The 25756-nt window shown below is 58.2% G+C and carries 22 protein-coding genes and 1 tRNA gene; 11 read left to right on the plus strand and 12 right to left on the minus strand.

Features of this window, described 5'->3' with window-relative positions:
• Positions 1 to 68 precede the first annotated feature (68 nt).
• Together KVG87_RS01065 and KVG87_RS01070 are read right to left on the minus strand one after the other, a co-directional pair.
• Complete coding sequence (locus KVG87_RS01065) at positions 69 to 1247, minus strand: MFS transporter (RefSeq protein ID WP_217848708.1); 1179 nt, start codon at positions 1245 to 1247, stop codon at positions 69 to 71.
• Positions 1248 to 1481: 234 nt separating this feature from the next.
• Positions 1482 to 2861, minus strand: coding sequence for a UDP-glucose 6-dehydrogenase (locus KVG87_RS01070; protein ID WP_217848711.1), 1380 nt, complete (start codon positions 2859 to 2861; stop codon positions 1482 to 1484).
• Positions 2862 to 3105: 244 nt separating this feature from the next.
• Between KVG87_RS01070 and KVG87_RS01075 the strand changes: the two genes are divergently transcribed.
• Positions 3106 to 4044 carry a site-specific integrase gene (locus KVG87_RS01075; RefSeq protein WP_307845070.1) on the plus strand — a complete coding sequence of 313 codons (939 nt, stop codon included), beginning with the start codon at positions 3106 to 3108 and terminating at the stop codon, positions 4042 to 4044.
• Positions 4045 to 4050: 6 nt separating this feature from the next.
• Here the strand turns inward: KVG87_RS01075 and KVG87_RS01080 are convergent, their stop codons facing one another.
• From KVG87_RS01080 to KVG87_RS01100, 5 genes are all read right to left on the minus strand, one after another.
• A complete protein-coding gene (locus tag KVG87_RS01080) occupies positions 4051 to 4599 on the minus strand; it encodes a PqiC family protein (RefSeq protein ID WP_217848713.1) in 549 nt (182 codons plus the stop codon).
• Between the two features lie 17 nt (positions 4600 to 4616).
• The gene (locus KVG87_RS01085) at positions 4617 to 6272 is read right to left on the minus strand and encodes a PqiB family protein (RefSeq protein ID WP_217848715.1); all 1656 of its coding nucleotides are present in this window, start codon (positions 6270 to 6272) and stop codon (positions 4617 to 4619) included.
• 222 nt (positions 6273 to 6494) lie between these two features.
• Positions 6495 to 7796 carry an NAD(P)/FAD-dependent oxidoreductase gene (locus KVG87_RS01090; protein WP_217848717.1) on the minus strand — a complete coding sequence of 434 codons (1302 nt, stop codon included), beginning with the start codon at positions 7794 to 7796 and terminating at the stop codon, positions 6495 to 6497.
• The gene (locus KVG87_RS01095; protein WP_217848719.1) at positions 7793 to 8881 is read right to left on the minus strand and encodes a polyamine ABC transporter substrate-binding protein; all 1089 of its coding nucleotides are present in this window, start codon (positions 8879 to 8881) and stop codon (positions 7793 to 7795) included. The genes KVG87_RS01090 and KVG87_RS01095 overlap by 4 nt, the downstream gene beginning before the upstream one ends.
• Before the next feature lie 190 nt (positions 8882 to 9071).
• The gene (locus KVG87_RS01100; protein ID WP_016774729.1) at positions 9072 to 10430 is read right to left on the minus strand and encodes a glutamine synthetase family protein; all 1359 of its coding nucleotides are present in this window, start codon (positions 10428 to 10430) and stop codon (positions 9072 to 9074) included.
• Between the two features lie 162 nt (positions 10431 to 10592).
• On the opposite strand from KVG87_RS01100, the gene KVG87_RS01105 reads away from it, so the two are divergent.
• From KVG87_RS01105 to KVG87_RS01125, 5 genes are all read left to right on the plus strand, one after another.
• A complete protein-coding gene (locus tag KVG87_RS01105; RefSeq protein WP_217848721.1) occupies positions 10593 to 11489 on the plus strand; it encodes a helix-turn-helix domain-containing protein in 897 nt (298 codons plus the stop codon).
• Positions 11490 to 11570: 81 nt separating this feature from the next.
• The gene (locus tag KVG87_RS01110) at positions 11571 to 12080 is read left to right on the plus strand and encodes a sigma-70 family RNA polymerase sigma factor (RefSeq protein WP_217848723.1); all 510 of its coding nucleotides are present in this window, start codon (positions 11571 to 11573) and stop codon (positions 12078 to 12080) included.
• Positions 12080 to 13030, plus strand: a complete 951-nt coding sequence (locus tag KVG87_RS01115; protein WP_217848725.1) for a DUF4880 domain-containing protein — start codon at positions 12080 to 12082, stop codon at positions 13028 to 13030. The genes KVG87_RS01110 and KVG87_RS01115 overlap by 1 nt, the downstream gene beginning before the upstream one ends.
• Positions 13031 to 13097: 67 nt before the next feature.
• On the plus strand, positions 13098 to 15500 hold the full coding sequence (locus KVG87_RS01120) for a TonB-dependent receptor (protein WP_217848727.1): 2403 nt from the start codon (positions 13098 to 13100) through the stop codon (positions 15498 to 15500).
• Positions 15501 to 15605: 105 nt separating this feature from the next.
• Positions 15606 to 16121 carry a cupin domain-containing protein gene (locus tag KVG87_RS01125; RefSeq protein ID WP_130929811.1) on the plus strand — a complete coding sequence of 172 codons (516 nt, stop codon included), beginning with the start codon at positions 15606 to 15608 and terminating at the stop codon, positions 16119 to 16121.
• Between the two features lie 191 nt (positions 16122 to 16312).
• Here KVG87_RS01125 and KVG87_RS01130 read toward each other — a convergent pair whose 3' ends face one another.
• From KVG87_RS01130 to KVG87_RS26080, 3 genes are all read right to left on the minus strand, one after another.
• Complete coding sequence (locus KVG87_RS01130) at positions 16313 to 18634, minus strand: hypothetical protein (protein ID WP_217848729.1); 2322 nt, start codon at positions 18632 to 18634, stop codon at positions 16313 to 16315.
• A 25-nt stretch (positions 18635 to 18659) separates the two neighbouring features.
• Positions 18660 to 18734 (minus strand) — tRNA-Lys (locus KVG87_RS01135).
• On the minus strand, positions 18725 to 19468 hold the full coding sequence (locus KVG87_RS26080; RefSeq protein ID WP_217848731.1) for a nuclease domain-containing protein: 744 nt from the start codon (positions 19466 to 19468) through the stop codon (positions 18725 to 18727). Before KVG87_RS26080 ends, KVG87_RS01135 begins: the two co-directional genes overlap by 10 nt.
• Before the next feature lie 964 nt (positions 19469 to 20432).
• Here KVG87_RS26080 and KVG87_RS01145 point away from each other — a divergent pair.
• Positions 20433 to 20780 (plus strand): helix-turn-helix domain-containing protein, encoded by a 348-nt coding sequence (locus KVG87_RS01145; protein WP_052392211.1) that lies wholly within the window; start codon positions 20433 to 20435, stop codon positions 20778 to 20780.
• Positions 20781 to 20906: 126 nt separating this feature from the next.
• Positions 20907 to 22019: a hypothetical protein gene (locus KVG87_RS01150; protein WP_217848734.1), complete on the plus strand. Its 1113-nt coding sequence runs from the start codon at positions 20907 to 20909 to the stop codon at positions 22017 to 22019.
• 74 nt (positions 22020 to 22093) lie between these two features.
• Here the strand turns inward: KVG87_RS01150 and KVG87_RS01155 are convergent, their stop codons facing one another.
• Both KVG87_RS01155 and KVG87_RS01160 read right to left on the minus strand, forming a co-directional pair.
• Positions 22094 to 22459, minus strand: coding sequence for a low affinity iron permease family protein (locus tag KVG87_RS01155; protein WP_041480361.1), 366 nt, complete (start codon positions 22457 to 22459; stop codon positions 22094 to 22096).
• A gap of 108 nt (positions 22460 to 22567) precedes the next feature.
• The gene (locus KVG87_RS01160; RefSeq protein WP_217848736.1) at positions 22568 to 23200 is read right to left on the minus strand and encodes a dTMP kinase; all 633 of its coding nucleotides are present in this window, start codon (positions 23198 to 23200) and stop codon (positions 22568 to 22570) included.
• A 102-nt stretch (positions 23201 to 23302) separates the two neighbouring features.
• Between KVG87_RS01160 and KVG87_RS01165 the strand changes: the two genes are divergently transcribed.
• The 3 genes from KVG87_RS01165 to KVG87_RS01175 all read left to right on the plus strand — a co-directional run bounded on the left by KVG87_RS01165 (position 23303) and on the right by KVG87_RS01175 (position 25734).
• Positions 23303 to 24364, plus strand: coding sequence for an SDR family oxidoreductase (locus KVG87_RS01165; protein ID WP_217848738.1), 1062 nt, complete (start codon positions 23303 to 23305; stop codon positions 24362 to 24364).
• A gap of 373 nt (positions 24365 to 24737) precedes the next feature.
• Complete coding sequence (locus KVG87_RS01170) at positions 24738 to 25253, plus strand: HvfX family Cu-binding RiPP maturation protein (RefSeq protein ID WP_217848741.1); 516 nt, start codon at positions 24738 to 24740, stop codon at positions 25251 to 25253.
• Between the two features lie 61 nt (positions 25254 to 25314).
• Positions 25315 to 25734, plus strand: coding sequence for an organic hydroperoxide resistance protein (locus KVG87_RS01175; protein ID WP_217848743.1), 420 nt, complete (start codon positions 25315 to 25317; stop codon positions 25732 to 25734).
• The last annotated feature ends 22 nt before the right edge of the window (positions 25735 to 25756 follow it).

The raw sequence follows: 25756 nt of genomic DNA on the forward strand, positions 1-25756 counted from the left end.
GAGGAACGCGCGTAGTTTGCCGATCAAACTCGATGCTGACAAATTCATATAAATGCAGTTTTAGTGCACTATTTTTGCATTGAACGGGTGCGCCGCGCGCTGACGAAGCATAGATATCCACCCAACGCCGCCAAACCGCTGAGGGCGTAGAACATGCTCGGCGCCGGCGTGTGCATCAGCAGAAACCCGCACAGCACCGGGCTCGCCCCGCCGCCGAGTGCCGATAGATTCTGCGCGCCGTAGTAACTGCCGCGCAGCGCCTCCGGGGCGAGGGTGTCGACGAAGAGGAAGTCTGCCGGGTAAATGATCATTTCGCCCAAGGTGAAGATGAACATCGCCACGCACCAGCCGAGCAGGCTGTCCGCCACACTGAAGCCAATCAACCCGACGATGAACAGCGCAGTGCCGCCAGCAATCCAGTGACGCAGGTGTTCGCGACTGAGCCAGCGACCCACCTGGTATTGCAGCAGGATCACTGTGATTGCGTTGCAGGCGAGCAGGGCGGCCATGGTGTCCAGGGTCTGTTGCTGGGTGTGGGTGACCAGCAGGTATTGCGACAGGTACAGCGTAAAGCGCCCGTGCACCAATGTGCTGAGCAGGCAACCGAGGGTGAACAGCACCATGGTGCGGTCGTTTTTCAGGATCATCAGCGTGTTGAGGAAACTTTGCGGCGCACTGCCGGAAGTTATCGGACTGGCATCCCTGGCCGCGCCGAGCAGCAGGAAAATACTGCCAATGGCGATCGCACCGGCAACGATGAACGGCGCGGACGGCTGCACCCCGGCAATCACCACGCCAATCATCGGGCCGACGGCGTAGCCGATATTGGTCAGCGTGTAATTGAGGGAAAACGCCTTGACCCGCTGGCCCACCGGCAGGTTTTCACTGAGGATCGCCTTGGAGCCGATCAGGAACAGCGCCGACGCGGTTTCGCTGATGATCAGCACCAGAGTGACCAGATACAGGTTCTGCGCGAAGGTCAGCAGGATCAGGCCGATACCGCTGGAGAGCATGGCCACAATCAGCAATTGGCGCTTGTCCAGCTTGTCGATGATGTAGCCACCGTACAGCGACAGCAATGTTGCGCTGAACACGGCGATACCCAGCAGCAAGCCGACATCCTGCGGATCGAGGCCAAGCTTATTGCTGAGGAACAGCGTCAGCAGAGGACTGATCAGGGCGCGGCTGATGACCACGGTCAACGAGCTGATCATCAACCGGCGAATAAACGGCGAATAGATGGCCACGGAAGGGGAATGTCCTTATTCGGGAAGCGTGGGCGAACGCCATCCTCTCTGGGCAGCCGCCACCGGTCAACCCCCATCGCCCCATGCACATTGTCCCTGTGGGAGCTGGCTTGCCAGCGATTGCGGTGTGTCAGGCAACATTTGAATCGGCTGGTATTCCGTCATCGCTGGCAAGCCAGCTCCCACACGGTCTGTGTGCAGTCCACTGCCAGCACTGGCCACCGGCGGGCCAGTTCAAGCCACATCCGAAGCCGCCGGCCACTGCCGCAAGGTGATCGGCAACTTGCACGATTCACCGCGCCCCATCGGGAAATACTGAAAGCCATTGCGCGCCAGGCGCTCGGCGTCGTACAGGTTACGGCCGTCAAAGATCACCGGGCTGTTGAGGCGCTGTTTGATCAGCTCGAAATCCGGGGCCTTGAACTGTTGCCATTCGGTGCAGATGATCAGCGCATCGGCGCCGGCCAGTACCGATTCCGGCGTCCCCATCAACATCAGCTTCGACTCATCTGGATAGAGCTTTTGCGTTTCGACCATGGCCTCCGGATCAAACGCACGCACATTGGCACCGGCAGCCCATAAATCCTCAAGCATAACCCGGCTCGGCGCGTCGCGCATGTCGTCGGTGTTGGGCTTGAACGCCAGGCCCCACAGGGCAAAGGTCTTGCCGCGCAAATCGCCCCGGTAGAACGCGGTGATGCGCTCGAACAGCTTGTGCTTCTGGCGCTGGTTGATCGCCTCCACCGCTTGCAGCAAGTCGCTGGAACAGTGCGCTTGCTCGGCACTGTGAATCAACGCGCGCATGTCTTTGGGGAAACACGAACCGCCGTAGCCGCAACCCGGATAGATGAAGTGATAGCCGATCCGCGTATCGGCACCGATGCCTTGGCGCACTGCTTCGATATCTGCGCCCAGGTGCTCGGCGAGTTCGGCGATCTGGTTGATGAAGCTGATCTTGGTCGCCAGCATGCAGTTGGCGGCGTATTTGGTCAGCTCGGCGCTGCGCAGGTCCATGAACAGAATGCGGTCATGGTTGCGGTTGAACGGCGCGTACAGATCGCGCATCACATCGCGCACTTCAACGCCTTCGCAACCGATGACGATGCGATCCGGTCGCCGGCAATCAGCAACCGCTGAACCTTCCTTGAGAAATTCCGGGTTGGAGACAATATCGAACTGCAACAGGCGGCCAATCTTGATCAGGGCCTTTTCGATGTGGCTGCGCAAAGCATCGCCCGTGCCCACCGGCACCGTGGACTTTTCCACCACGATCAACGGCTGCTGGCGATGCCGGGCAATCGCGTCGCCGACCGACAGGACGTAGCGCAGATCCGCCGAACCGTCCTCGCGTGACGGCGTGCCTACCGCGATGAACGCCACACGCCCATGCAACACCGCAAGCCGCTCATCGGTGGTGAATTGCAGGCGTTTCGAATCCAGGCCCTCGCGCACCAGGCTGGCCAGCCCCGGCTCGAAGATACTGACGTGGCCCTGGCGTAACTGCTCGATCTTCTGCGCGTCGACATCCATGCAAACTACGTCGTGACCGACCTCAGCCAGCACCGCCGCTTGCACCAGACCGACATAACCACTGCCAAACACCGTGATCTTCATGCCGCACTCCTGCTCGCAGTTCCGTGGTTTGAAGATAAGAGCGCGATGTTTCAGTTCGCCTACCGTGCTGATAAAGCCGCAAACAGACCGTTCGGGGAATGCCCGATTGACTTTTATGGCCTCGAACGGCAGGTTGTCGGCCTTTCGCGGCAACCCCTGTCATTGCGTCACGCCGTTTTTTTGCGTTTCATTTCATGCATTTATTGTTTTTGTTGAATCGTTTTTTATTTCAAGGCCGTTTCGTTTGAGTGATTTGTCGAGTACCCAACCTGCACCGTCCACCAGCAATCCGCTGACCGTTTACCTGGCACGACTGGCACCTTCCAGCCAGTTGACCATGCGCTATGTGCTGCAAGATGCCGCTGACCGCCTCGGTTTCGAGGACGTCGATATCGAAGAAATCCCCTGGCACGGCCTGCAACCGGAAGACGTTGTAGCGCTGGTGGCCGCTTTGCGTGCCGATGGTTATGCACCGAACACCTCTTCGCTGTACGTGAATGCCGTGCGCGGGGTGATGAACGAGGCGTGGCGCATGAGCCTGATCAGCCAGGATCACCTGTTGAAGATGCGTTCGGTCAAGGGCATAGCCGGCACACGGCTGTCCCAGGGGCGCAACCTCAAGCGCACGCTGATTCACGAACTGATGGAAGTCTGCGCTGCCGACCCGCGCCCGCAGGGCTTGCGTGATGCGGCGGTGATAGCGCTGCTGTACGGCACCGGCATGCGCAAGTCGGAATCGGTGGATCTGGATCTGAGTCAGGTCGACTTCAAAGAGCGCAGCCTGACCGTCACCGGCAAGGGCAACAAACAGCTGATCAAGTACGCGCCGGCCTGGGCCTTTGCCAAGCTCGATGCCTGGCTGGAACTGCGTCGTTCACAGCTCAAGGAAGGCGAGAGCGACGATGCTTTTCTGTTCAATCGCATTCGCCGGGGCAGCCACATCACCCGCGAGCGCATCACCAAACACGCGATTTACTACATCGCCCGCCAGCGCGGTACGCAGGTCGGGGTAAAAATCATGCCCCACGATTTTCGGCGTTCATTCATCACCCGGGTGATCGAAGAGCACGACCTGTCGATCGCGCAGAAACTGGCGCATCACAGCAATATCCAGACGACTGCCAACTACGATGTGCGCGATGACAACGAGCGTCGGCGGGCGGTGGATCGCTTCGATTTGTAAACGGTGTCAGGTCCGCGGCGGGCAGCGCGAGCCGCTGGCACCCTGCGCGATGTGCGCAGCGAGGCGTTTGACGTTGTTCTGTTGCGCGGTCACCAGTTCGTCGATGCTCGGCCCTGAAGGTGTCTGCAAGACCGAGCGACAGCTCAGCAGCGCCGCGTCCGCCGCACCTGATGGGCGCACTCGCCATTTCACGTCGATCAAGGCGTACTGGCCGGGAATCGAATCGAAGCGCTGCACGTCGATACGCACGGAGGCGCGCTGCTGGCCGACGCCGCCGCTCAATTGATCGACCAGCGCGCCGCGCAACTCATCAGCAAGGGTGGCGCTCCACCAATCGGTTTCCAGAATCGCTACGCCGCTGTTGCCTTGGCGAATCACGATCTGCGCGCGATCGACCTGTGGCGGCACGCTGATGCTTTCAATGGCGATATCGGCGCCGTTGCGGCTGGCGCCCGGTTGCGCCGGGGTCAGCGTATGGAAGCTGATCGGGTCGCTACGGCACGCGGCCAGCAGCACGAGCGCAGCGAGCAGGGTGATCTTCAACGGTAAAACCATGGATTCAGCTCCTGTGCTCAATTGCGTGGCGGTCCTTTAAGGTCCAGCGGCGCGGCGTTGTCGGGGCGTCCGCGAATCAGCGACTCAGGGTGGCGACCGAGGTAATCCGACAGCTCTCGCAACGAGCGCGACATGCGCCCGAGTTCGTCGAGGGTTTCGGTCAACTGCTCACGTTGCGGTGAGTCCTCGGCGAGAGTCGAATTGGCGGACTGCAAGGTCTTGCTGACGTCGGCGAGGGTGCTCTGCACGCCCGGCAGGGTCCTGGCATTGAACTGCTTCAGGCCTTTGCGCAGCTCGACCAGATTGCCGTCGAGGTTGCTGGCGATGCGCTCCACCGGCAGCGCGTTGATCTTGTTGACCATCGCCTCGAGTTTTTCCTGCAACTGTTCAAGGCTGCCGGGGACTGTCGGAATGGTGACCGGCCGTGCCTTGGGGTCGAACGCGACTTTCGGCGCTTTGGGATAGAAATCCAGCGAAATATACAACTGACCGGTGAGCAGGTTGCCATTGCGGGCCTGGGCGCGCAGGCCATTTTCGATGAACGTGCCGATCAGGCGCGCGCCGGTGGCCTCGTCGTTTTCGTCGCCATGGTAGGTCTTGAGAATCTTCGCGTGGGCACGGCCGAGTCGCTGCGGATAAATGACAATGCCGACATTCACCGGAAAGGTGCGCTTGACCTCGTCGAAGTCGAGATTGACCGCCACCACCCGGCCGATTTCGATACCGAGGAACTCGACAGGCGCATCCACCTTGAGGCCGCGCAACGCCTGATCAAACCGCAGCGCCAGGTATTGCGCCTTGCCGTCGGGCGGGGCGAGGGCGGCGGTCTGGTTGGCAAACAGCTCGAAACTCTTGTCGTCGCTGGCCGGCTTATCGTCGGGGCTGTAGTCCGGGGCGCGGAAAGCGATGCCGCCGACCAGCAGGGTCGACAGCGATTCGGTTTTCACCGCAAAGCCGTTGGCGCCGACATTGATGTCGATGCCACTGGCGTTCCAGAAGCGGGTGTTTTCGGTGACGTAGGCATCGTTGGGCGAATGCACGAACACTTCGATGTTGACGCCTTTGCCGTCCTGGTCCAAGGCATAGGACACCACTTGGCCGACTGGGATCTTGCGGTAATAGACGGGGGAGCCGATGTCCAGCGAGCCGAGGTCGGCGGTGTGCAGGGTGAAGCGCTTGCCCGGTTCGCCGTAGGTGATCGGCGGCGGGTTTTCCAGACCCTTGAAGTTTTTTGTACGGGTATTGGCCTGGCCAATGTCGGCACCGATGTAGTCGCCCGACAGCAGTGTGTCGATGCCCGATACCCCGCCGGCGCCGATGCGCGGACGTACCACCCAGAATTGCGAGTCCTCGCGGGTGAAGGCTTCGGCCTGCTTGGCGAGTTTGATCGTGGCGTTGACGTGTTTATGGTCGTTGGCCAGTTCAACATCGGAGACATGGCCGATGACTACGTTGCGGTACCTGACTTCGGTCTTGTTGGCGGTCAGGCCATCGCCGGTCTTGAAGGTGACGGTGATCGTCGGGCCTTCCTGGAGGATGTTGTGAATCACCAGCGAAATGCCCACCAGCACCGCCACGATCGGCACGATCCATACCAGCGAGATACCGAATCGGCGGGTTTTGATCGGCGCCTGACCGGGTGCTCGCGGCTCGTCGCTGGCTGACGACTTCATCCATGTCCTCCTCAATTAATCGGGCACTGAGCGTCAGGAACGCAAAAGCACTTCATCAATATAGAAGTGCTTGGCGATAGAGCAAATGTGTATAGCTGGCGTGGGACGCGATTGCAGTCCAGGAGCTGCCGAAGGCTGCGATCTTTTCATCGAGTTTGGGACGCGGAGCGTCCCGGGCTGCATTCCCACGCAGAGCGTGGGAACGATCAGTGTAAGCGCCTGTTAACCGAGCATTTCGCGCAGGCGATACCAGAACATGCCCAGCGCCAGCAGCGGCGAACGCAACGCCGGGCCGCCGGGGAAGGTCATGTGCGGCACGCTGCTGAACACGTCCATGCCCTGGCTATGCCCGGCATGAATGGCTTCGCCCAGCAATTTCGCGCACCAGTGGGTGACGTTGAGGCCATGACCGGAATAACCCTGCGCGTAAAACACGTTCGGGTGCTGTTTGAGTCGGCCAACCTGGGGGAAGCGATTGGCGGTAATGCCGATCTTCCCGCCCCATTGGTAGTCGATGTGCACGTCGGCCAGTTGCGGGAACACCTTGAGCATTTTCGGGCGCATATAGGCGGCAATGTCCGCCGGATCGCGCCCGGAATAATGACAAGCGCCGCCGAACAGCAGCCGTCGATCAGCCGAGAGTCGGTAATAATCGAGTCCGACCTTTTGATCGCACAGCGCCAGGTTCTGTGGAATCAACTGCGCGGCGCGGCTTTCGTCCAACGGCTCGGTGGCGATGATGTAACTGCCGGCGGGCAGCACTTTGCCGCTGAGTTTCGGCTCGAGGTCATCAAGATGCGCGTTGCAGCCGAGCACCAGGCTGCCGACGCGCACTGAACCCGTGGCGCAACGCACCTCGACGGTCGGGCCATGGAGGATTTCCAGCACCGGACTTTGCTCAAAGATACGCACGCCTAGCGATGCCGCGAGATGCGCTTCGCCCTGGACCAGATCAAGCGGATGCAAATGGCCCGAACCCATGTCGATCAATCCGCCGGCGTACACTCCGGCGTCGACCACTTGCTGACGGATCTGCTGCGGGCCGACCAGCCTGGTTTCGTGGGCATAGTCGAGTTCGGCGAGACTGTCCTGTTCCTGCTTGAACGCGGCGAATTGCGCGGCGGTGTTGGCCAGTTCGCAAAAGCCCCAGCGCAGATCACAGTCGATAGCGTTTTCAGTGATGCGCTGGCGCACCAGCTCCACCGAATCGATGCCGGCGCGCTGCAGATAGCGCACGCCGTCCTGGCCAACGTAACGGGTGAAACCCTCGACTTCATGGCCGATGCCGCGAATCAGCTGCCCGCCATTGCGCCCGCTGGCGCCCCAGCCGATACGTCGCGCCTCGAGCAACACCACCGACAAACCGCGCTGCGCCAGCTCAATCGCGGTGTTGACGCCAGTGAAGCCGCCACCGATTACGCAGACGTCGGCAAGCAAATCACCATCCAGCGCAGGGTAGGGCGTGGTCGTCCGTGCAGAAGCTGCGTAATAGGAGCGGGCGTGTTGTGCGCTGTGCTGATTCATTTGTTCGACTTCACTTTGCTCCACGACCGGGTCATCAGACGCATGATCGCCTGGGGCGGGGTCGAGGAAATGTAGAGTTTGTCGAGCACCGACTGCGGCGGGTAAACCTCAGGGTTGTTGACCAGTTCCTGATCCATGAACGGCTTGGCCGCCGGATTCGGGTTGGCGTAGCCGACGGTGGCGCTGACTTTGGCGATCACTTGCGGATCTAGCAGGTAGTTGATGAAGGCGTGCGCCTCTTTGGCGTTGCTCGCGTCGGCTGGGATCGCCAGCAGATCGAACCACAGGTTGGCGCCTTCCTTGGGGATGGCGTAAGCGATATTCACACCGTTCTTCGCTTCCTTGGCGCGGTTGGCTGCCTGGAACACATCGCCGGAGTAACCGAACGCGACGCAGATGTCGCCATTGGCCAGGTCCGACACGTACTTGGAGGAATGGAAATAGGTGATGTACGGACGGATGCTCAGCAGCTTGGCTTCGGCCTTTTTATAGTCCTCGGGCTTTTCGCTGCGAGGGTCCATGCCCATGTAGTTGAGGATGGCCGGGAAGACTTCGTCGGCGGAATCCATCATCGACACACCGCACTGGCTGAGCTTCTTCAGATTTTCGGGTTCGAACAGCACGGCCCAGGAATCGATGTGGTCGATGCCGAGCACTTGCTTGACCTTATCGACGTTGTAACCGATGCCGTTGGTACCCCACAGATAGGGCACCGAGTGCTCATTGCCAGGATCATTTTTCTCAAGCAATTCAAGCAGTTTTGGGTCCAAGTTCTTCCAGTTTGGCAACTGTGAACGATCGAGCTTCATGAACGCGCCGGCCTTTACCTGACGGGCGAGGAAATGGTTGGACGGGACTACCACGTCGTATCCGGTGCGACCGGCGAGGAGTTTGCCTTCAAGGGTTTCGTTGGAGTCGAAGACGTCGTAGATCACCTTGATCCCGGTCTTGCTCTGGAAGTCGGCGAGGGTGGTTTCGCCGATGTAGTCGGTCCAGTTGTAGACGCTGACTTGGGGCTCGGCGTGGGCTACGGCACTGAACAGCACGCTCATTGCGACCGGGAGTACGGATTTCAATAGACGCATATCGACACCTCTTCTTGTAATGATCGTTCCCACGCTCTGCGTGGGAATGCCGCAACGGACGCTCCGCGTTCGGCTTTGGATGGGACGCAGAGCGTCCCGGGATGCATTCCCACGCGGGAGCGTGGGAACGATCAATTGAATGTACTGACGTCTTCGCGAGCAGGCTCGCTCCCACAGGGACGGGGCGCCGTCAGACGCTGAGCAGCAGGAACTCCCGCTCCCACGAGCTGATCACGCGCTTGAAGTTTTCGTGCTCGGCGCGTTTGACCGCGACGTAACCACGGACGAATTTGCTGCCCAGGTACTCGGCGACCTTCGGGCACTCTTCCATCTGCGTCAGGGCTTCTTCGATGGTGATGGGCAGGCGCAGATTGCGGCGCTCGTAGGCCCGGCCTTCGACCGCCGCGCTCGGCTCGATCTTCTCGACCATGCCGATGTAGCCGCAGAGCAGACTCGCGGCAATCGCCAGATACGGGTTGGCGTCGGCGCCGGGCAAGCGGTTCTCCACGCGCATCGATTCAGGACCAGAAGTCGGCACACGCAGGCCCACCGTGCGGTTCTCTTCGCCCCATTCGACGTTGACCGGCGCCGAAGTGTCCGGCAGGAAGCGGCGGAACGAATTGACGTTCGGCGCGAACATCGGCAGCACTTTCGGGATGTATTTCTGCAAGCCACCGATGTGATGACGGAACAGCTCGCTCATGTTGCCCTCGGCATCGGCGAAGATCGGCTGACCCGTAGCGATCTCGACCACGCTCTGGTGCAGGTGCATGGCGCTGCCCGGCTCGTCGCCGATCGGCTTGGCCATGAACGTCGCGGTGACGTTGTGCTTGAGCGCCGCCTCGCGCAGGGTGCGCTTGAACACGGTGATCTGGTCAGCCAGATCCAGCGCATCGCCGTGGCGGAAGTTGATTTCCATCTGCGCCGGGCCGTCTTCGTGGATCAGCGTGTCGAGATCCAGGCCTTGCAGTTCGCACCAGTCGTAGACGTCTTCGAACAGCGGATCGAACTCGTTGGCGGCATCGATCGAGAACGACTGGCGACCGCTTTCCGCACGGCCCGAACGACCCAGCGGTGCCTTGAGCGGCAGGTCCGGGTCTTCACAGCGTTGGGTCAGGTAGAACTCCATTTCCGGCGCGACAATCGGCTTCCAGCCCTTGTCGGTGTAGAGCTGCAGGACTTTCTTCAGCACGTTGCGCGGCGACAGTTCGATCGGATTGCCAAACTTGTCGAAGGTGTCGTGGATGACGATGGCGGTCGGCTCGATGGCCCACGGAATGACATACACGGCATCGGAAACCGGTTTGCACACCATGTCGATGTCGGCCGGATCGAGCAGGTCGTAGTAGATGTCGTCGTCGACAAAATCCCCGGTTACCGTTTGCAGCAGCACGCTCTCCGGCAGGCGCATGCCGCGCTCATGCAGGAACTTGTTGGTCGGTGCAATCTTGCCGCGGGCGATGCCGGTCAGGTCGCTGACCACGCATTCGACTTCGGTAATCTTGTGATCTTTCAGCCAGGTGAACAGCTGATCGAAAGGGGCGTTCATAAAGACCTCGTTATTGGTTTTGTAGACGCCGGGGAGGGCGGGTTTCATCTTCCGCCCCTTCCCCTGTGGCGCGTTGGCGACTATCTTGGGCGCGGCTTGCGATTCCATCTATCCACTTTCAGCAGCACCAAAGCGCACCAAAAGAGTGCGCAAGGTCACCCCATGACAACGTGCAATCCGCTTCAGGTACAAGCGTTCAATACCGCCGACGTGGCCGAGCAAATCCGCGCTACACCGGGCTGGGTCCAGCATTACCAGCAGATGTCGCCGGGGCATTTCGCTGGGCAGATTCGCTATCTCGATCTGCAGGGCGTCGAGGTTTACGAAGAACAGATGAACACCCGGGTCGAGCAGAATTTCAGTGCGCCATCCGGGGCTCTGGCGTTCTGTTTCGATCGCAGCGACAACGCGCTGTACCTGCTCAACGAAGAGAGCCGCAACATCTGGATCACCCCGGAGAACTACCGGGAAATCGCCGTGGTATTCGGTCCGGACTTTGTCCGCGAGCACGGTTTGCAAGTGGCAAAGCTCGAGGGTTTGTTCATGGCGCCGCTGAACTGCGGCCAGAACGCTTTGTTCAGCGGCTGGTTAAGCTCGATTCTCACGAAGTTGTCGCAAGCTGCTGATCCACTTGATAAAGATCGTCTGACTCAACAGTTGCTTGAGGACTGCCTGTTCATCCTTGATAACGCTCACACCAGCCTTGATCGCAGCGGATTGCAGCGGCGCAACAACGAACGCCAGATCATCAAAAGAGTAGGGGAGTGGGCGGCTGATTCGCCGGAAGACACGGTTAATCTGCTCGAACTTTCTCACGTTGCCGGCGTGCCGCTGCGCCAGTTGCAACAGGCTTTCAAGGCCTACACCGGGATGACCCCGAGCCACTGGTTGCGCCTGAGACGGCTAAACAGTGCGCACCGTGAATTGCTCAAGCGCCGACCTTGCGAAACCACCGTTGCCGAAGTGGCGATGCGCTGGTCGTTCTGGCATCTGGGGCGGTTTTCCAGCAGTTACCGCGCGCTTTTCAAGGAGCTGCCGAGCGAAACGCTCAAGCGCTGAGCAGAAAAAGGCTTTGTGTCCTCGCAGAAGTTAAATAGAATCAGTCTCATTTGAATCTACCTTCGCGCAGGGTCTCTTGAGATGATTGAAGCCACGTCACCGTCGGAGCAAAGCCTGCAGCAGTTGTACCGCGAGCATCGCGGCTGGCTGGAAACCTGGCTGCGCCGGCGCATGGGCAATGCGTGGGATGCGGCGGACCTCAGTCAAGACACCTTTGTCCGCGTCCTGTGCAACGCGCCGCCACTGGCTGAATTGCGCGAGCCGCGCGCGTATCTGCTCACCGTCGGCAAACGGCTACTGAGCAATTTCTACACGCGGCGCCATCTGGAAAAAGCCTACCTCGATGCCTTGGCGCAATTGCCGGAAGCGTGCGCACCGTCGCCGGAGCAGCGCTGGTTGCTGCTGGAAACCTTGCAGGCGCTGGATGAATTGCTCGATGGCTTGCCGCGCCCGGTGCGCCGGGCATTTCTTTGGAGTCAACTCGAGGGACTTGGCTACCGCGAGATTGCCGAGCGCTTGCAGGTTTCCGAGCGCACGGTGAAACGCTACATGACCCACGCGTACGAGCATTGCTTGCTGGTGGATCTGTGATGCGCGTTGCCCCCAGCGAGGAAACGCGGGAAGTGGCGCGGGCAGCGGCGCAATGGCTGGCACTGCTCGAGTCCGGTGGTGCCAGTGATGAAGATCACGCACGGTTGCAGCATTGGCGCGCCAGTGACAGTCGCCACGAAAACGCTTGGCAGAAAATCCAGCAGCTTCGCCAGCGTTTCGCAGGTTTGCCGCTGACACTGGCCATGGCCACGCTGGATCGGCCTGATCCGGCGCGGCGCGCTGCTCTCAAGCGTGCCTTGGGCGTGGCGGCGCTGGTGCCGGCGGTGTGGTTGATCGGACGCGAGCTGCCGCTGGAGGTCTGGCGCGCCGACCTGCACACCAACACCGGCGAGCGGCGCAAAGTGCAATTAGCGCAGGATTCTTCATTGCTGCTCAACACCGACAGCGCGGTGAATGTCGATCTGGCGGCACGTCAGTTGACGCTGATTCGTGGCGAGATGGCGCTCAACGCGGCAGGCGATTCAGCCTTTATCGTCAACGCGCTTTATGGACGGATGATCGTCAAGCACAGCGACATCTCGGTGCGCCTCAATGCGCGCGATTGCCAGGTCTGCGTGTTGCGCGGTTCGGTGCAATTGCAGCCACTGCACGGCCCGACGCTGGTATTGCAGCAAGGCCAGCAAGTCAGCCTGCAAGCTTCGGGCGCCGGGGCGGTGACGGCGTTCGATGCGTTGATGCCCGGTTGGCGCGATGGCGTGCTGATGGCGCAGAACCAGCCGCTGGGTAATTTCCTCCGCGAGCTGAGTCGCTACCGCTCGGGTGTTCTGCGCTGGGACCCGGCGCTGGAATCGCTGCGCGTCACTGGCAGCTTTCGCCTCGACGATACCGATCAAGTGCTGGTACTGCTGGCAGCCAGTTTGCCCGTCGATGTGCATACGCGAACGCGATTTTGGGTGTCACTGGTACCGCGTGCAGAAAAAACTGGCTGAAGTCTGTCCCTTTTTTTCGCCTCGCTGGTCATTCCAGGCAAGTGAACAAAATCGAGAGCTTCTTCCAATGCCCGCAGTATTCCCAGGTCGTTTGCGTCCGTTGTTGCAGTTGAGCCTTTTGCTGAGCCTGAGTGCCAGCCCCGTGTTGATCCAATCGAGCTGGGCAGACGATGGCAGCCGCCGCAGTTATCAGGTGCCGGCCGGTAGTCTGAGTGCCGCGCTGACGCGCTTCGCCGGTCTCGCTGGAGTCAATCTGTCGGTGGATCCGGCGCTGGTCAGTGGCCGCAACAGCAATGGTTTGTCCGGTGAATATGGCGTGGAGGAGGGGTTCAGCCGGTTGTTGCTGGGTTCGGGTTTGCAGCTGCAACCGGTCGGCGATCAGGCTTATACGCTGGTGCCCGCAGCGCAAGGCAGCACCTTGCAACTGGCACCGACATCCATTCTTGGTGCGAGCGATTCAGCCGATGCCGACGTCTTCGCCGGTGGCCAGGTTGCACGGCGTGGCTCGCAAGGGCTGTTGGGGTCCAGGGATTTCATGGAAACCCCGTTCAGCATGACCACCTACACCAGCGAAACGGTGAAAAACCAACAGGCGCGTACGCTCGGCGACCTGATCGGCAGCGACCCTTCGGTACGCGCAACCAACCCGGCCGGTGGCCGCTACGAGCAATTCACCATCCGTGGTTTCAGTCTGTTCAACAGTGACGTTGCCTACAACGGCCTCTACGGTGTGTTGCCGACTTACACCATCGACATGGAAATGGCCGATCGTGTCGACATCCTTAAGGGCCCGAGCCAATTGATCAACGGGATTTCGCCACGGGGCAGCGTAGGAGGGGGGATCAACGTCGTGCCGAAGCGTGCGACCGACAAGCCGATTACTTCGCTGACGGCCAATTACGCCTCGAACAACCAAGTCGGCGGCGCGGTGGATGTCGGACGGCGTTTTGGCGAAGACAATCAATTCGGGGTGCGCTTCAACGGGGTCAAACAGTCCGGTGATACCGAATGGGATCATCAGAGTGTCGATCGCGACATGGCAGTACTCGGTCTGGATTTCCGTGGTGAACGCTTGCGACTTTCCACCGATATCGGCCACACCGAGCGCGACACCGACGCACCGCAGGAACGCGTGCAGGTCGCGGCCGGTGCCAAGGTGCCGAACGCCAATGATGTGCGCGATAACTACGCGCAACCCTGGAGCCGGGCGCGCACCAATGACACTTTCGGCACGCTCAACGGCGAGTTCGATGTCAGCGATTCAGTCATGCTGTATGGCGGCGTCGGCGCACGTAAAAGCAATCACGACTTCTTGCGTCATGCGGTCTCGGTGACCAATGACGCCGGCGACTTCAGCGTCCAGCCGCGCGACTTCACCCGCGACGAAAACGTTCGCACGGCTACCGCTGGCGTTCGTAACTGGTTCCAGACCGGACCGGTCAGCCATGAAGTGAACCTGGCGGCCAACTACTTTTATATGGACTTCGAAAACGGCGGCGCCCGTTACGCGGCCGGGCGCAGCAATCTCTACGACCCGGTGGAAATAGCCAGACCCGGCACGCCGACCCGCAATGACGCCAAGGTCTACACCGAAAATCGCTTCAGCGGCGTGGCCTTGTCCGACACGCTCGGTTTCTTCGAGGATCGACTGCTGCTGACTCTGGGTGCGCGCTGGCAGCGGGTCAAAGTCGATGACTGGAGCGACGGTATCAAGGGCGACACGGCCTACGATGAGGAAAAAGTCTCGCCGTCGGGCGGCATTCTGTTCAAGGCGACGGACAAACTTTCGCTGTACGCCAACTACATGGAAGGTCTGAGCCAAGGCAAGATCGCGCCATCGACATCTATCAACGAAGACGAAATCTTCCCGCCATTCATCAGCCGCCAGATTGAAGTCGGCGCCAAATACGACGCGGGCTCATACGCGCTGACGGCAGCGGTGTTCCGCATCAAACAGCCTGCCTACGAAACCAATGCGACCACACGAGTCTTCGGCCCGAACGGCAAGCGTGAGAACAACGGCGTAGAACTGAGCGTGTTCGGCGAACCGCTCAAAGGCTTCCGGTTGCTCGGCGGTGTGATGTACATCGACAGCGAACTGACCCACACCACCAACGGCACATTCGACGGCAACCGCGCACCGGCGACACCGAAATACAACGTCAATCTCGGCGCGGAGTGGGACGTACCGACTGTGCAGGGTTTGACACTTACCAGTCGTGGAATCTATTCGAGTTCGCAGTATCTGGATCAGGCGAATGATAAGGAAATCGACTCCTGGGAGCGGTTCGACGTAGGTACACGCTATGCTTTCAAGCTGGACGAGAAGACGATCACCTTGCGCGCCAATGTCGAAAACGTTCTGGATAAACGCTATTGGAGCTCGGCAGGCGCCTCGGATGACAGCGAACCGGGATTGACGCTTTCTACGCCGCGAACGTATCTGCTGTCGGCGACGATAGACTTCTAATGGAGCGGGGCAAGTGCGTCGATCGTCTTCGAAAATACGTTAACTACACTAAATGACCGTTTAGTTGAGCTAACAAAAAAATCATTACCCATATCGGAGAAGACCATGATTCAGCGCAAGCCGAACGCAACTGATGTAATTGCTGCGCTGAATCTACAGCCTCATGTCGAGGGCGGTTATTACCGCAGAACCTATCAAGCCGATCACCGTGCCTGCCTCGAAACGCAGCAAGGCCCGCGATATCTGCTGACCTCGATCTACTATCTGCTTACTGAGCAATCGCCAGTGGGCCAGTTTCATTTCAACCAGTCCGACATCCTGCATTATTTCCAGTTGGGCGACGCCATCGAATACAACCTGATCCACGCCGACGGCTCACTGCAAACGCTGGTGATGGGCAGCGATGTTTTGGCTGGTCAGCAACTGCAATTGCACGTACCGGGTGGAATCTGGAAAGCCTCTCGATTACTGGAAGGCTCAAATGGCTTTGGCTTGATCAGCGAAGCGGTTTCGCCTGGGTTTGATTTCGCAGACATGGAAATCGGTAATCGCGCAAAACTCACGGCACAGTTTCCACAGCATGGAGCGCTGATTGAAAAGCTGACGCGTGATGATGGATGAGGGCTGTAGATGGGGAAGAATGCAGTTTGTAGGGAAAGCTGGTTTTGAAGCGGCCAACGCAGTTTCAAATCTCCTGGGCGACGACGCTAACCTTGTAATACTTTGTTACGTGTAATGTATATTATGTTAAATCATGTATGCGAATGGCCTCAGGCTTTAGATATCAGATCCACCACTCCCAACCTCTCAGGCTAAGCAACGCCATTCGTTTGCAGCTTCAACAACCAATGTCTCTCGGTAGTCCATCCGATAAAAACCTGAGCACCTCCGCTTGCTTGGCGAGCCTCGGTCAACGGTGCGCCAGAAGCCGCTACTCGCAATCCTCTAATCGCCGGCAGGAACCTCTCACGAAATGCACTAGGCTGATTCGCGAAATGAGCTTCGATACGTTCAATTGCGAAACGCATTTCTGCCTCATCGAGCATCGCTAGATAAAAGACCATTTGCCGCCAGGCATAAGCCGTATTTTTGATCATCACCAGGCTGGAGTGATAAAACTTCAACTTCACCTGCTGGCGTACGCATATCCATCTGAAGCATTCCTCGGCCATCGAAGCCAGGCGATGCTGCAACAGCGCCTTCAACCCGAACTCACCAAACAACAGCGCAAGGTTTTGCGTCGTCAGGATCTGTTGTTGCTCGATGATCTTCCCGTTAGTCGCCGGTCGCCATGTCCCCAGGGCCGCATCAGCCCGCTGGGAGCACAATCTGGCCAATGCGTCCCTGGAACTAGCGTCAGGTCTGGAGAACCTTTTCCGCCTGGATTTCGGTTGATCAGGAAGCATCGCCAATTGGCTTGCATCAATGTCGTAGTAATTGGCGTATAGCGTCCCACCTGTCAAAGATGCCGCCTGCCTGGCAGCTCTTATGTACTTGTTCGAGAAAGCGCCCATGAAAATGTCCGAGGCGACTTCTTCCACAAAAGGCAGATCCAGCTTGGCCATCGCAGCAAGCGCAGCAAATTCCTGAATGAGTTTGTTGGGCAGGATCGCTTGAGGAAAAGCGCAAAGAGTCATTGCTGCGGATTCGATCAGGAACTGTTTCGCTGCTTCAGCGACCACCGCGTCCGTTTCTCGCTGGTCTTCAACAGCCGCCACCCACGGCAATTCATTCATCCTGACCTGACTTTGCAGATCCAACAGCAACAATGATCGGCGTTGTCGAAAGGCGCGATAGGTTGCGACAGACAGCATCCGCAGCGACATATCGCGAAATCCTGCACTGCAGATCTCAGCCGTTATCGCTGGCAGCAGCCGCGCCACGGTATCCCCGGATGTAATCAATCCCTTATCGATCAACTCGGCAATTGTGCCCTTTCGACACCGCTCGACGCGTCGACGAATATCAGTAGGAATGCCGATACCTGTTAACAGCGAATATGCGGTCGCTTCTTCGCAGGTAACGGGTTGCAGCAGAGATGAAAAGTCGGAAACTCCGTCCGAACCGGGATACCTGCTCAGACGTGCGGCAACCGCTTTAGCAAATAGATGGTGCCCGGGTGAGGACACGTGACTGCGTTGAGACTCTCTGTGCTTTTGATGAGATTCGGATTCGGGATGACCATGCTTGCGTACGAAATCGTCGACGATCCTGCGAATTCGTCCGACTTGCCGTCCCGTAAGCGACGCCGCATCGCTAGCGCAACTCCCCAGCAATGCAAACAACTCCCCTGCCCGATCCCTTGAGCTTTCAGCTTCACCTGAAGCGCTGGGGCAAGAAGCATCGAACTGCCGCTTCAGAATATTCGCCTGCTCAAACCAGCCTTCGGGGTACCGGCGACAAGGCCAATCATCCTGATACGTCAAAAGGAAAAGCGACACCGCCGCATCGTAGAGCGGCAAGCGAGTCTCGACGACATGTTTTTGCGCTGCCAGACGCGTCTGTGCTGGGCGGTTTGAAAGCACGGTTCTGACATCACCGACAGTAAAAACCTGCACTTGCCCTGCTGAAAGCGGCGAACCGTCAGAAGCGATCGGAAAGAATCGCAGCTCTTCAAAGAAAGGCGCTATCGCTTCAACCAGATCCCATGCGTTCTCTGTACGTTGCTGCCCCAGCAACCAGGCCACCGTCAGCAGTGCAGCTTCTTCTGGCACCTCGATTCGATAATCCCCGCTCGCCAGCTTCGTTTGCAGTACCTCAATCCCCTCCTCCGTAAGGTGCCAAGTGTTGAGATCGAGTCGCTCGAAGCCAGGACGGATACCAGGAATCGAAGCAGCCAAATGTCGCTCGTACTCGGTCAGTGCGCCACCGGCCATGTACTGCCCAGTGGCAAAACCACCCGTGGCGACTTCCAGCGTGACCCACTCAGGCACATCCGCGAATGGAGTTCGTGAGCCATACGACGCAGATCCCTGCAATATGTGCTCGATTACATTGCGCCAGCGCTCGATGCGCTTGCTCGTCTGTCCGTTATCGTCGAGGCCCGATGCAGCGAGTGCCCGAGACAGTTGAAAGGCTGCATAGCCGGCACCTATGCCGGCATTCGCATTCGATTCCCTATCGTCCCTGAGCATGAGTTCTTCCGAGCCTGCGATGTTGTGGGTCCGGGGGCTGGATTCGAACCAGCGCCCACCCGGTTAAGAGCCGAGTGTTCTACCGCTGAACTACCCCGGAACAGAGCGCGGATTGTCCACCAGCGCTGAACGATTGTGAAGATCGAAAACATTGCCGCTTGTGAACCTGATTGCACTCAGAATTCGTTTGAGTTCGATCCCCAGTGCCTCCCCTTCTGATTCTGCACTGATTTGCCAGGCTCCGACCCCATAGTCCGCATGATAGGTCGGGCTGATAAGCGCCGTTACTTTGTCTGCCCTAGGTATCAGCAGCAATGAAACGTCAGGCTTGATGCCCTTCCACTGGAGACTGTCGTGATAAATGTGCGCTGACTCCATTGCATCCAGGGCGCTGCGATACTTCGCGTCGAAAACCAACAAGCGCTTCGTCGAAGGCGAGTCCAACGTCACGACGATGTCCGGATATCGCTCTCGCGATAAGCTTTGAAAACCGCGATGTGCAGGTTGATCAATCGCTGGGCATCGGACTTGGTAACATGCCTCAACGGTCACATCAGCCGCTATTCCCCGCCACACGATTTCTTTTAAACCCACCGATCGATATTCACGACTCCAGACGAGTTCAGGAAACTGACGTTGCAGCTGTGAGACTACAGTTACAAAGCACCACCGCTCATAAACCTCCCATGTTGGGCTGACCCACAGCGTCTCATCAGGATCCTTTCCCAACCAACCTGAACGCAACGCGTACCAACCAAACCGATAAGCTCGCGCGTATGCAGGGTGAGCAGAGATCGCATTCAATCCAGCAGCCGATAGACGTCTGGCAGTCACGATGCAGAAAGGTCGCGCGCGTTGAAGCCGTTGAAGCTTGCGAGCAAGCGACTCGGTGAACGCGATTCGACGTACGAGCCTTGGCGTTAACGCTGATCGGGTATCGCAGACCACTTCAGTGGCAGCTGCATGCTGAAGCCCCCTTACCACCTGCCGGCAACGTCTAAGAACATCGAAGAGAATAAGTCCAACGGCATGATTCGCTGGGTTGTCCTCTTCCTCGTAAGATCTGCTGACCTCAAAGCGTACAGTGTTCAAGGCCGGACGCTGAGTGCTGGCAGGATGCAAGAGTGCCTGTCCCGTCGGCCCTCTGAGTGCCTTATGCACGGATGCGGAGTCCAACCGCTTGACCGTGTGCGCACTCACCGACGTGCGATCACTCTTCAAGGTTGTTAACGGCCGCTGAGATATCTGTGTGAGCGCGCGGTGAAAACGATTCCCATAGCGCCTCAGCCTCGCATACTGCAGATGCGCGTTGGTTAGCGCTCCATCATGGCCAATTCCAAACTGAGCCTCTTCTGTGCCCATAACGAGAGCCGGGTCGAAATCCAGAATAGCCTCAACCATGGCAGCGAATGCCTGGCCGCCGAGCTTATTATCAGCTGCTGAAACGTCCAGCCGGTAGATTGCGGCAGTCCGCCCCTGGTCATCCAGAAGCTCTGCCGCGACCTCATTTACGCTTGCCCTACCCCTCTATAACCAAGTGTTGGCTGGCGCTCAGGCCATAATCGCTCGAACCAGAAAATCACCTTGGCCGGACACCTACCTGAGCTCTCAGTCGGCAAAGTTCATATCACTGCACATGAGTTCGTCTTTAGCATGGCCGAGAGCAATCGTTGGCGCGCTGCCATGTGCCTCTCACCACACTCGATTCGCTCTTGGGGGCTTCACCCGCCTTAAACCCGGAGAGGCTGCGGACTTCTGAAGCTTTCGATGCCTCTCCGAGTAAAGGACGAAGATAGATATGGAAATGCATGGCATCAAAAGCTACGGCGAGAGACTTCAGTTCGCATATACCCTTCGTGGGTTTCCAAAACTCTACGCGCTGTCACACCGAATCGGTGTGACGGACAGCGCCCTCAGTCGGTGGTTTCGTTCAGAGCCAATCAGTATGGAGAACTTCGCCAAGCTGTGCGTCGAGTTGAACGTCAATGCCGATTGGCTTCTGCTCGGCCGTGGACAGCACTCGCTCGGCGCGATGCATGACGCGCCGCATCGCAAAACGCTCGCGGACGTGATTGAAAGAATGGCCGACAACGACGTTCGTAACCTCGCCAAGTTTCTTGATGAAGTGACCACTCCAGCACCTTGAGCGCCACGCAAAATTTTCAGGGCAATTCGTGAGCACTGCTCAACCGACTGAGCTTCACGAAGGGTCCGATATTGATAACTTCTAGATGCCCAAGCAATGACGCCTGGGTATGAGCTGGAGATCATCATGTGCACTAAGGAATCTGCAAAAGCTGATGTAGAAGTGAAGTTCGAGTCCCAGAAAACGTTCAGCCTTTTCGGTCGGAACATCTCAACTTGCCAAGCGGCCCTGGGGGCTGGTGCTCACGTGCAAGTCACCAACACAGAAGGCCTGAACTACCATCTGAATGTTTTCGCGAAATGCGAGTGCGACGGGCTTCTGAAGAGGCTCAACGTGGCAATCGACAAGTCCATAGGTAACCCTCCCGAAGGCTTGCGTGACGTCCCTTTCACTATCGACCGCACTTCCCATCCCGACTGGCGCTCTCGTCAAGCCTATCTTCGCGATGGTGTGGGATTTACGAGCAGGATCATCACCTGCGCATGGCCTGCCCTTGCGCCGCCTAAGCTGGGCAGCGTGGTAACCGGTAGAACTACGACGACAATCGACGCCACAGCCATCGACTCGCAGTTGGTTTATGCCATGACCGATGCTACCCCGGAGCAGGTCAGCGCATACTCTCACCTGAACCTCTACGCACAGGGGGCTGCGCGCGCCGTCCTGAAAAACAAGGGCGTGGACATCACCAATACGGACTATCTGCAGACGAAGCAATGGTTCGATGCTGTGGTTTACCAACTGACCGATCTGGGCTTTACCGTAAAGGCAGCGAGTGGCGGCCAGGTCAGGCAGGATGTCTCTTCAGGTGACGTGGACATCGGTAGTTTGCTGACCACCATCGTTGGCACGTATCTGGGAGCGACGGAACTCGAGAGCTTCAAGCAGCTCGCGATGCTCTTGGCCAAGGATCCCAACGATTCGGGCACCCACGACTTCATGACCTTCTGGTGGAACAAGGCAAGCACTAAGGACGGCCGCACGACTGTCGCCTTTGGCCCCATCAAGAACGACCAGGGCATGGCTTCGGTGACAGTGGTCTACCTCGTGTTGGATGTGGAATTCACAGACTGGCACTCACTGTTTGTCAGCTACCACCATGAAGGTGTAATGATCCGCAGCGCTGCCATTACCCTGGATCTCGACATGGAGGTCTACAGCAACAATGAAAAAGCAATCTTCGACGCCATCTCCGGCGCAGTGGCCAATCACATCAAGACTCAGGAACTGAGTTTCGACTGATAGCCGATCGATGCGGGGCTCCAGCAATGCTCGCAATGCTGGGGCCCCGTAGCTTTGCGGGTGCTTCGCCAGTTTCAATCAAACTTGATCTGCCCTGACTCACCCAGCATGCGGTATTGTTCACGAAGTTTTCGCAGCTCACTCGAGCCCATTTGCTCCAGCCCCAGCGTAGCATTCTGTGCCTCGTGGGTAGCTCGTATCAGCTCATCGATCTTCAGATGCAGAATGTCATTGTCGCGGTTCTGGGTGTTTTGAATGAGGAATACCATCAGGAAGGTGATGATCGTTGTCGAGGTGTTGATGATCAGCTGCCAAGTGTCGTTGTAATGAAAGTACGGCCCTGTCCCAGCCCAGGCGAAGATCAGAACAATCGCTGTCAAAAAGGTCTTGGGGCTACCCGCCCAGTTGGACAGTGTCTGGCAAAAGCGTGCAAATCTCATCTTCAAACCTCTGAATAAACCTAATCACTTGACCTCGTTTGATGGCGAAATACTTTGTCATATTTGCGCCGCTCGTCGGTGGCGTAGATTCGCACGATTACTCAGGCGTCAGATGGAGCGGCCGTGCCGGTGGCTCACCACCCGATTAATCTCCCCTACCACCCGCCCCGTCGCTTCCTCGATCGCTCCCTCATTGCGGCAAATAAACCAACCCTGATCGGCAGCGGCTTGCTCAAAAGCCTGGGTACAGTCGACATGCTCCTCCAGACCGCGAAGCACAGTACTGCTCAAGCCACGCCGTCGCGCCCCCGCCCTCGCCCACGAAATCTCCGCCGCCGTGACCACGCCAACATGCAGGTCGGGCACCTGAACGTTGCGATCACGGTTTAATTGCAGGATTTCAGCAAACGGGACCATCCGGCGAAACGCCGCATCGGACGGGTACCAGCGATCGATCAGGATGATGCTGTCGGCAGGCTGTTTGGTCAGCACGTGCTGGGAAATCCAGCGGCGGCTGTCAGCCAGGCGTTGGCAAACTTCCAGTTCCAGATCCCGGTCAGGATGTCGGACGAGTCGGTTCACCAGATGCATTGTCTCGCCCCTGAACGGGTCGCTTTTTTTCTCGCACAACCGGATGACTTTCTGGTTGTCTGCCCTCAAGACTTCAGTGATGGCCTCCAACAGCGAGGTTTTGCCGACGCCTTTGGGGCCATCAAGGGAAACAAACAGCGGACGAGTCATTGTTCACAGGCTTTAACGGGAAGTGGTGAACACTCTAACGGATTTTCAGGTTGAACCTCTTCTGCTCAGGCGGACTCCCAAACCTGAATTCAGGAGAAACCTATGACCCAGACAGCTCTAGTCGTGGGCGCCAGCGGCATTGTCGGCAGCGCCATCACCCAGTTACTTATCGACAACCAGTGGCAGGTCGCCGCGCTGTCGAGGCATCCATCTCAACTTCAAGGCGTGATCCCTGTCGCGGCGGACCTTCAGGATCCAGCCTCTTTGGAACAGGCGCTGAGGGATGTGAAACCCACGCATGTGTTCATTACCACATGGTCGCGGCAAGCCACGGAGGCCGAGAACATTCGCGTCAATGCCGCCATGGTGCGCAACGTGCTCTCGGCCATTCGCCCAGCGAAAAGCGTCAAACACGTAGCACTGGTTACCGGCCTGAAACACTACCTCGGCCCGTTCGAAGCCTATGGTAAAGGCAGCCTGCCACAGACGCCGTTTCGCGAAGAACAGGGTCGTCTGGAAGTCGAGAATTTCTATTACGCTCAGGAAAACGAACTCTTCGCCGCGGCTGAAAAGGATGGCTTCACGTGGAGCGTTCATCGCCCGCATACCGTCACTGGGGTGGCCGTGGGCAATGCGATGAACATGGCGACCACCCTCGCCGTCTATGCCTCGATTTGCAAACACACCAATCGCCCGTTTGTGTTTCCCGGATCCAGAGTGCAGTGGGACAGCCTCACCGACATGACCGATGCGCGGCAGTTGGCGAAGCAACAACTGTGGGCGGCCACCACCCCGGCTGCGGCCAACCAGGCGTTCAACGTCACTAATGGCGATGTATTCCGCTGGAAATGGATGTGGGGCCGCATTGCCGAATACTTCGACCTGCCTGCTGCTGACTATCCCGCGTCACCCTCGCCTCTAGAGAAGCAGATGGCGGACGATCAAGCCGTATGGACGAAAATAGTCGCCGAGCACGGTTTGAAAGAATCCGATATCGATCGCCTGATTTCCCCATGGCATACCGATGCAGATCTCGGTCGCCCTATCGAAGTGGTCACGGATATGTCGAAAAGCCGCCTGATGGGCTTCACTGCCTACCAGGCGAGCGATCAGGCATTTTTCGACGTGTTCGACAAACTGCGGGAGATGCGCTTGATCCCCTAGGCGGTTCCAGACAGATAAGGTGGGCACCTGGCGTGCCCCCTCATTCAACAGTCATTTCCACGCCCTCGCCCCCCACATCTGCGACTTTCATTCGCCCTGTGAAATCCTCCTGCCAGTCACCGGCAGAACGCAGCCGATCGTATATCCCAACTACAAAATAGCGCCTTCCACAGGTATCGCTCTGTATCCAAGTGTGTACGGACGCAAACACGTTACACAACATTGATCTTCCCGCCCCCTCAGACACAAGCGAGATACACCAGCACGATGAACTGCGCTCACGGCCAGCGCAGTGCTCCTGTGCCTGACAGCTGTCATTGGGAGCACCTGAACGGCTTCCACTTTCTTGACGACGAGTCGGAGGATTAAACCCATGCATACAAACGCGTTATCGGTCTTGAATCGCCTGCACCTTAATCTTGATCGCGCTGGAGACTGGATCGCCCCTTTGAGCCTGCGCGTTTTTCTGGCCTGGGAGTTTTTTGAAGCGGGATGGGAAAAGTGGAACGGTGAGAACTGGTTCCCCAGCATTCAAGGGGCCTTTCCTTTTCCCTTCAATCAGCTGCCGGCTACGTTCAATTGGCAGTTATCCATGTGGGCAGAACTGCTCTGTTCCATCGCTTTGCTTGTAGGCCTGGGAACACGCCTCTCGGCACTGATCCTCATAGTGGTCACCGTCGTGGCAACTGCCGCAGTTCACTGGCCAGCAGAGTGGTCGACGTTGAGCGAACTGGCTATGGGGTACTCCATCAGCAACAAAGGCTACGGCAATTTCAAGCTACCGTTGATCTATCTCGTCGCACTTCTGCCACTGGTATTCACAGGCGCCGGCAAGCTGAGCCTGGATGCATTCATCGATCGGTATCTCAAGCGCTTGAATGCACGCTGAGTGTTATTGCGTCACCAAGGTTATCGCTCTCAACCCCCGCTAGTTAATCAGGAGTTTCACCATGACCCATATTGATAAAGTGCTGTACACCGGCAAAGTCCATACCTCCTCGGGTGGTCGTAATGGCACCGCCCTCAGTGACGACGGCCGATTGGATATAAAGCTGTCATCGCCTGGCACCTCTGGCGCCGGTACCAACCCAGAGCAGTTGTTCGCCGCAGGTTGGTCGGCTTGTTTTATCGGTGCAATGGGACTAGCGGCGAGCAAGCTGAAAGTCACCCTCCCGGGTGACCTTGCCGTCGACGCCGAAGTGGATCTAGGCACAACCGATGGCGCTTATTTCCTCCAGGCTCGCCTCAACGTCTCCCTTCCCGGGCTGGATCGCAACGTCGCTCAAGACCTGATCGATACCGCACACCAGACATGCCCGTACTCCAAAGCGACGCGGAACAACATCAACGTGGTGATCAACCTCGTTTGAGCAGAACCGTGGCGGGTTTCAA

Source organism: Pseudomonas siliginis (assembly GCF_019145195.1).
Taxonomy (GTDB): domain Bacteria; phylum Pseudomonadota; class Gammaproteobacteria; order Pseudomonadales; family Pseudomonadaceae; genus Aquipseudomonas; species Aquipseudomonas siliginis.

Bases quoted from the DNA above. Each gene is read 5' to 3' on its own strand.
- KVG87_RS01100 (WP_016774729.1), bottom strand. From the start codon at position 10,430: ATGAACGCCCCTTTCGATCAGCTGTTCACCTGGCTGAAAGATCACAAG.
- KVG87_RS01095 (WP_217848719.1), bottom strand. From the start codon at position 8,881: ATGCGTCTATTGAAATCCGTACTCCCGGTCGCAATGAGCGTGCTGTTC.
- KVG87_RS01175 (WP_217848743.1), top strand. From the start codon at position 25,315: ATGACCCATATTGATAAAGTGCTGTACACCGGCAAAGTCCATACCTCC.
- KVG87_RS01150 (WP_217848734.1), top strand. From the start codon at position 20,907: ATGTGCACTAAGGAATCTGCAAAAGCTGATGTAGAAGTGAAGTTCGAG.
- KVG87_RS01105 (WP_217848721.1), top strand. From the start codon at position 10,593: ATGACAACGTGCAATCCGCTTCAGGTACAAGCGTTCAATACCGCCGAC.
- KVG87_RS01160 (WP_217848736.1), bottom strand. From the start codon at position 23,200: ATGACTCGTCCGCTGTTTGTTTCCCTTGATGGCCCCAAAGGCGTCGGC.
- KVG87_RS01170 (WP_217848741.1), top strand. From the start codon at position 24,738: ATGCATACAAACGCGTTATCGGTCTTGAATCGCCTGCACCTTAATCTT.
- KVG87_RS01155 (WP_041480361.1), bottom strand. From the start codon at position 22,459: ATGAGATTTGCACGCTTTTGCCAGACACTGTCCAACTGGGCGGGTAGC.
- KVG87_RS01125 (WP_130929811.1), top strand. From the start codon at position 15,606: ATGATTCAGCGCAAGCCGAACGCAACTGATGTAATTGCTGCGCTGAAT.
- KVG87_RS01145 (WP_052392211.1), top strand. From the start codon at position 20,433: ATGGAAATGCATGGCATCAAAAGCTACGGCGAGAGACTTCAGTTCGCA.
- KVG87_RS01090 (WP_217848717.1), bottom strand. From the start codon at position 7,796: ATGAATCAGCACAGCGCACAACACGCCCGCTCCTATTACGCAGCTTCT.
- KVG87_RS01115 (WP_217848725.1), top strand. From the start codon at position 12,080: ATGCGCGTTGCCCCCAGCGAGGAAACGCGGGAAGTGGCGCGGGCAGCG.
- KVG87_RS01120 (WP_217848727.1), top strand. From the start codon at position 13,098: ATGCCCGCAGTATTCCCAGGTCGTTTGCGTCCGTTGTTGCAGTTGAGC.
- KVG87_RS01110 (WP_217848723.1), top strand. From the start codon at position 11,571: ATGATTGAAGCCACGTCACCGTCGGAGCAAAGCCTGCAGCAGTTGTAC.
- KVG87_RS01070 (WP_217848711.1), bottom strand. From the start codon at position 2,861: ATGAAGATCACGGTGTTTGGCAGTGGTTATGTCGGTCTGGTGCAAGCG.
- KVG87_RS01130 (WP_217848729.1), bottom strand. From the start codon at position 18,634: ATGCTCAGGGACGATAGGGAATCGAATGCGAATGCCGGCATAGGTGCC.
- KVG87_RS01080 (WP_217848713.1), bottom strand. From the start codon at position 4,599: ATGGTTTTACCGTTGAAGATCACCCTGCTCGCTGCGCTCGTGCTGCTG.
- KVG87_RS01085 (WP_217848715.1), bottom strand. From the start codon at position 6,272: ATGAAGTCGTCAGCCAGCGACGAGCCGCGAGCACCCGGTCAGGCGCCG.
- KVG87_RS01165 (WP_217848738.1), top strand. From the start codon at position 23,303: ATGACCCAGACAGCTCTAGTCGTGGGCGCCAGCGGCATTGTCGGCAGC.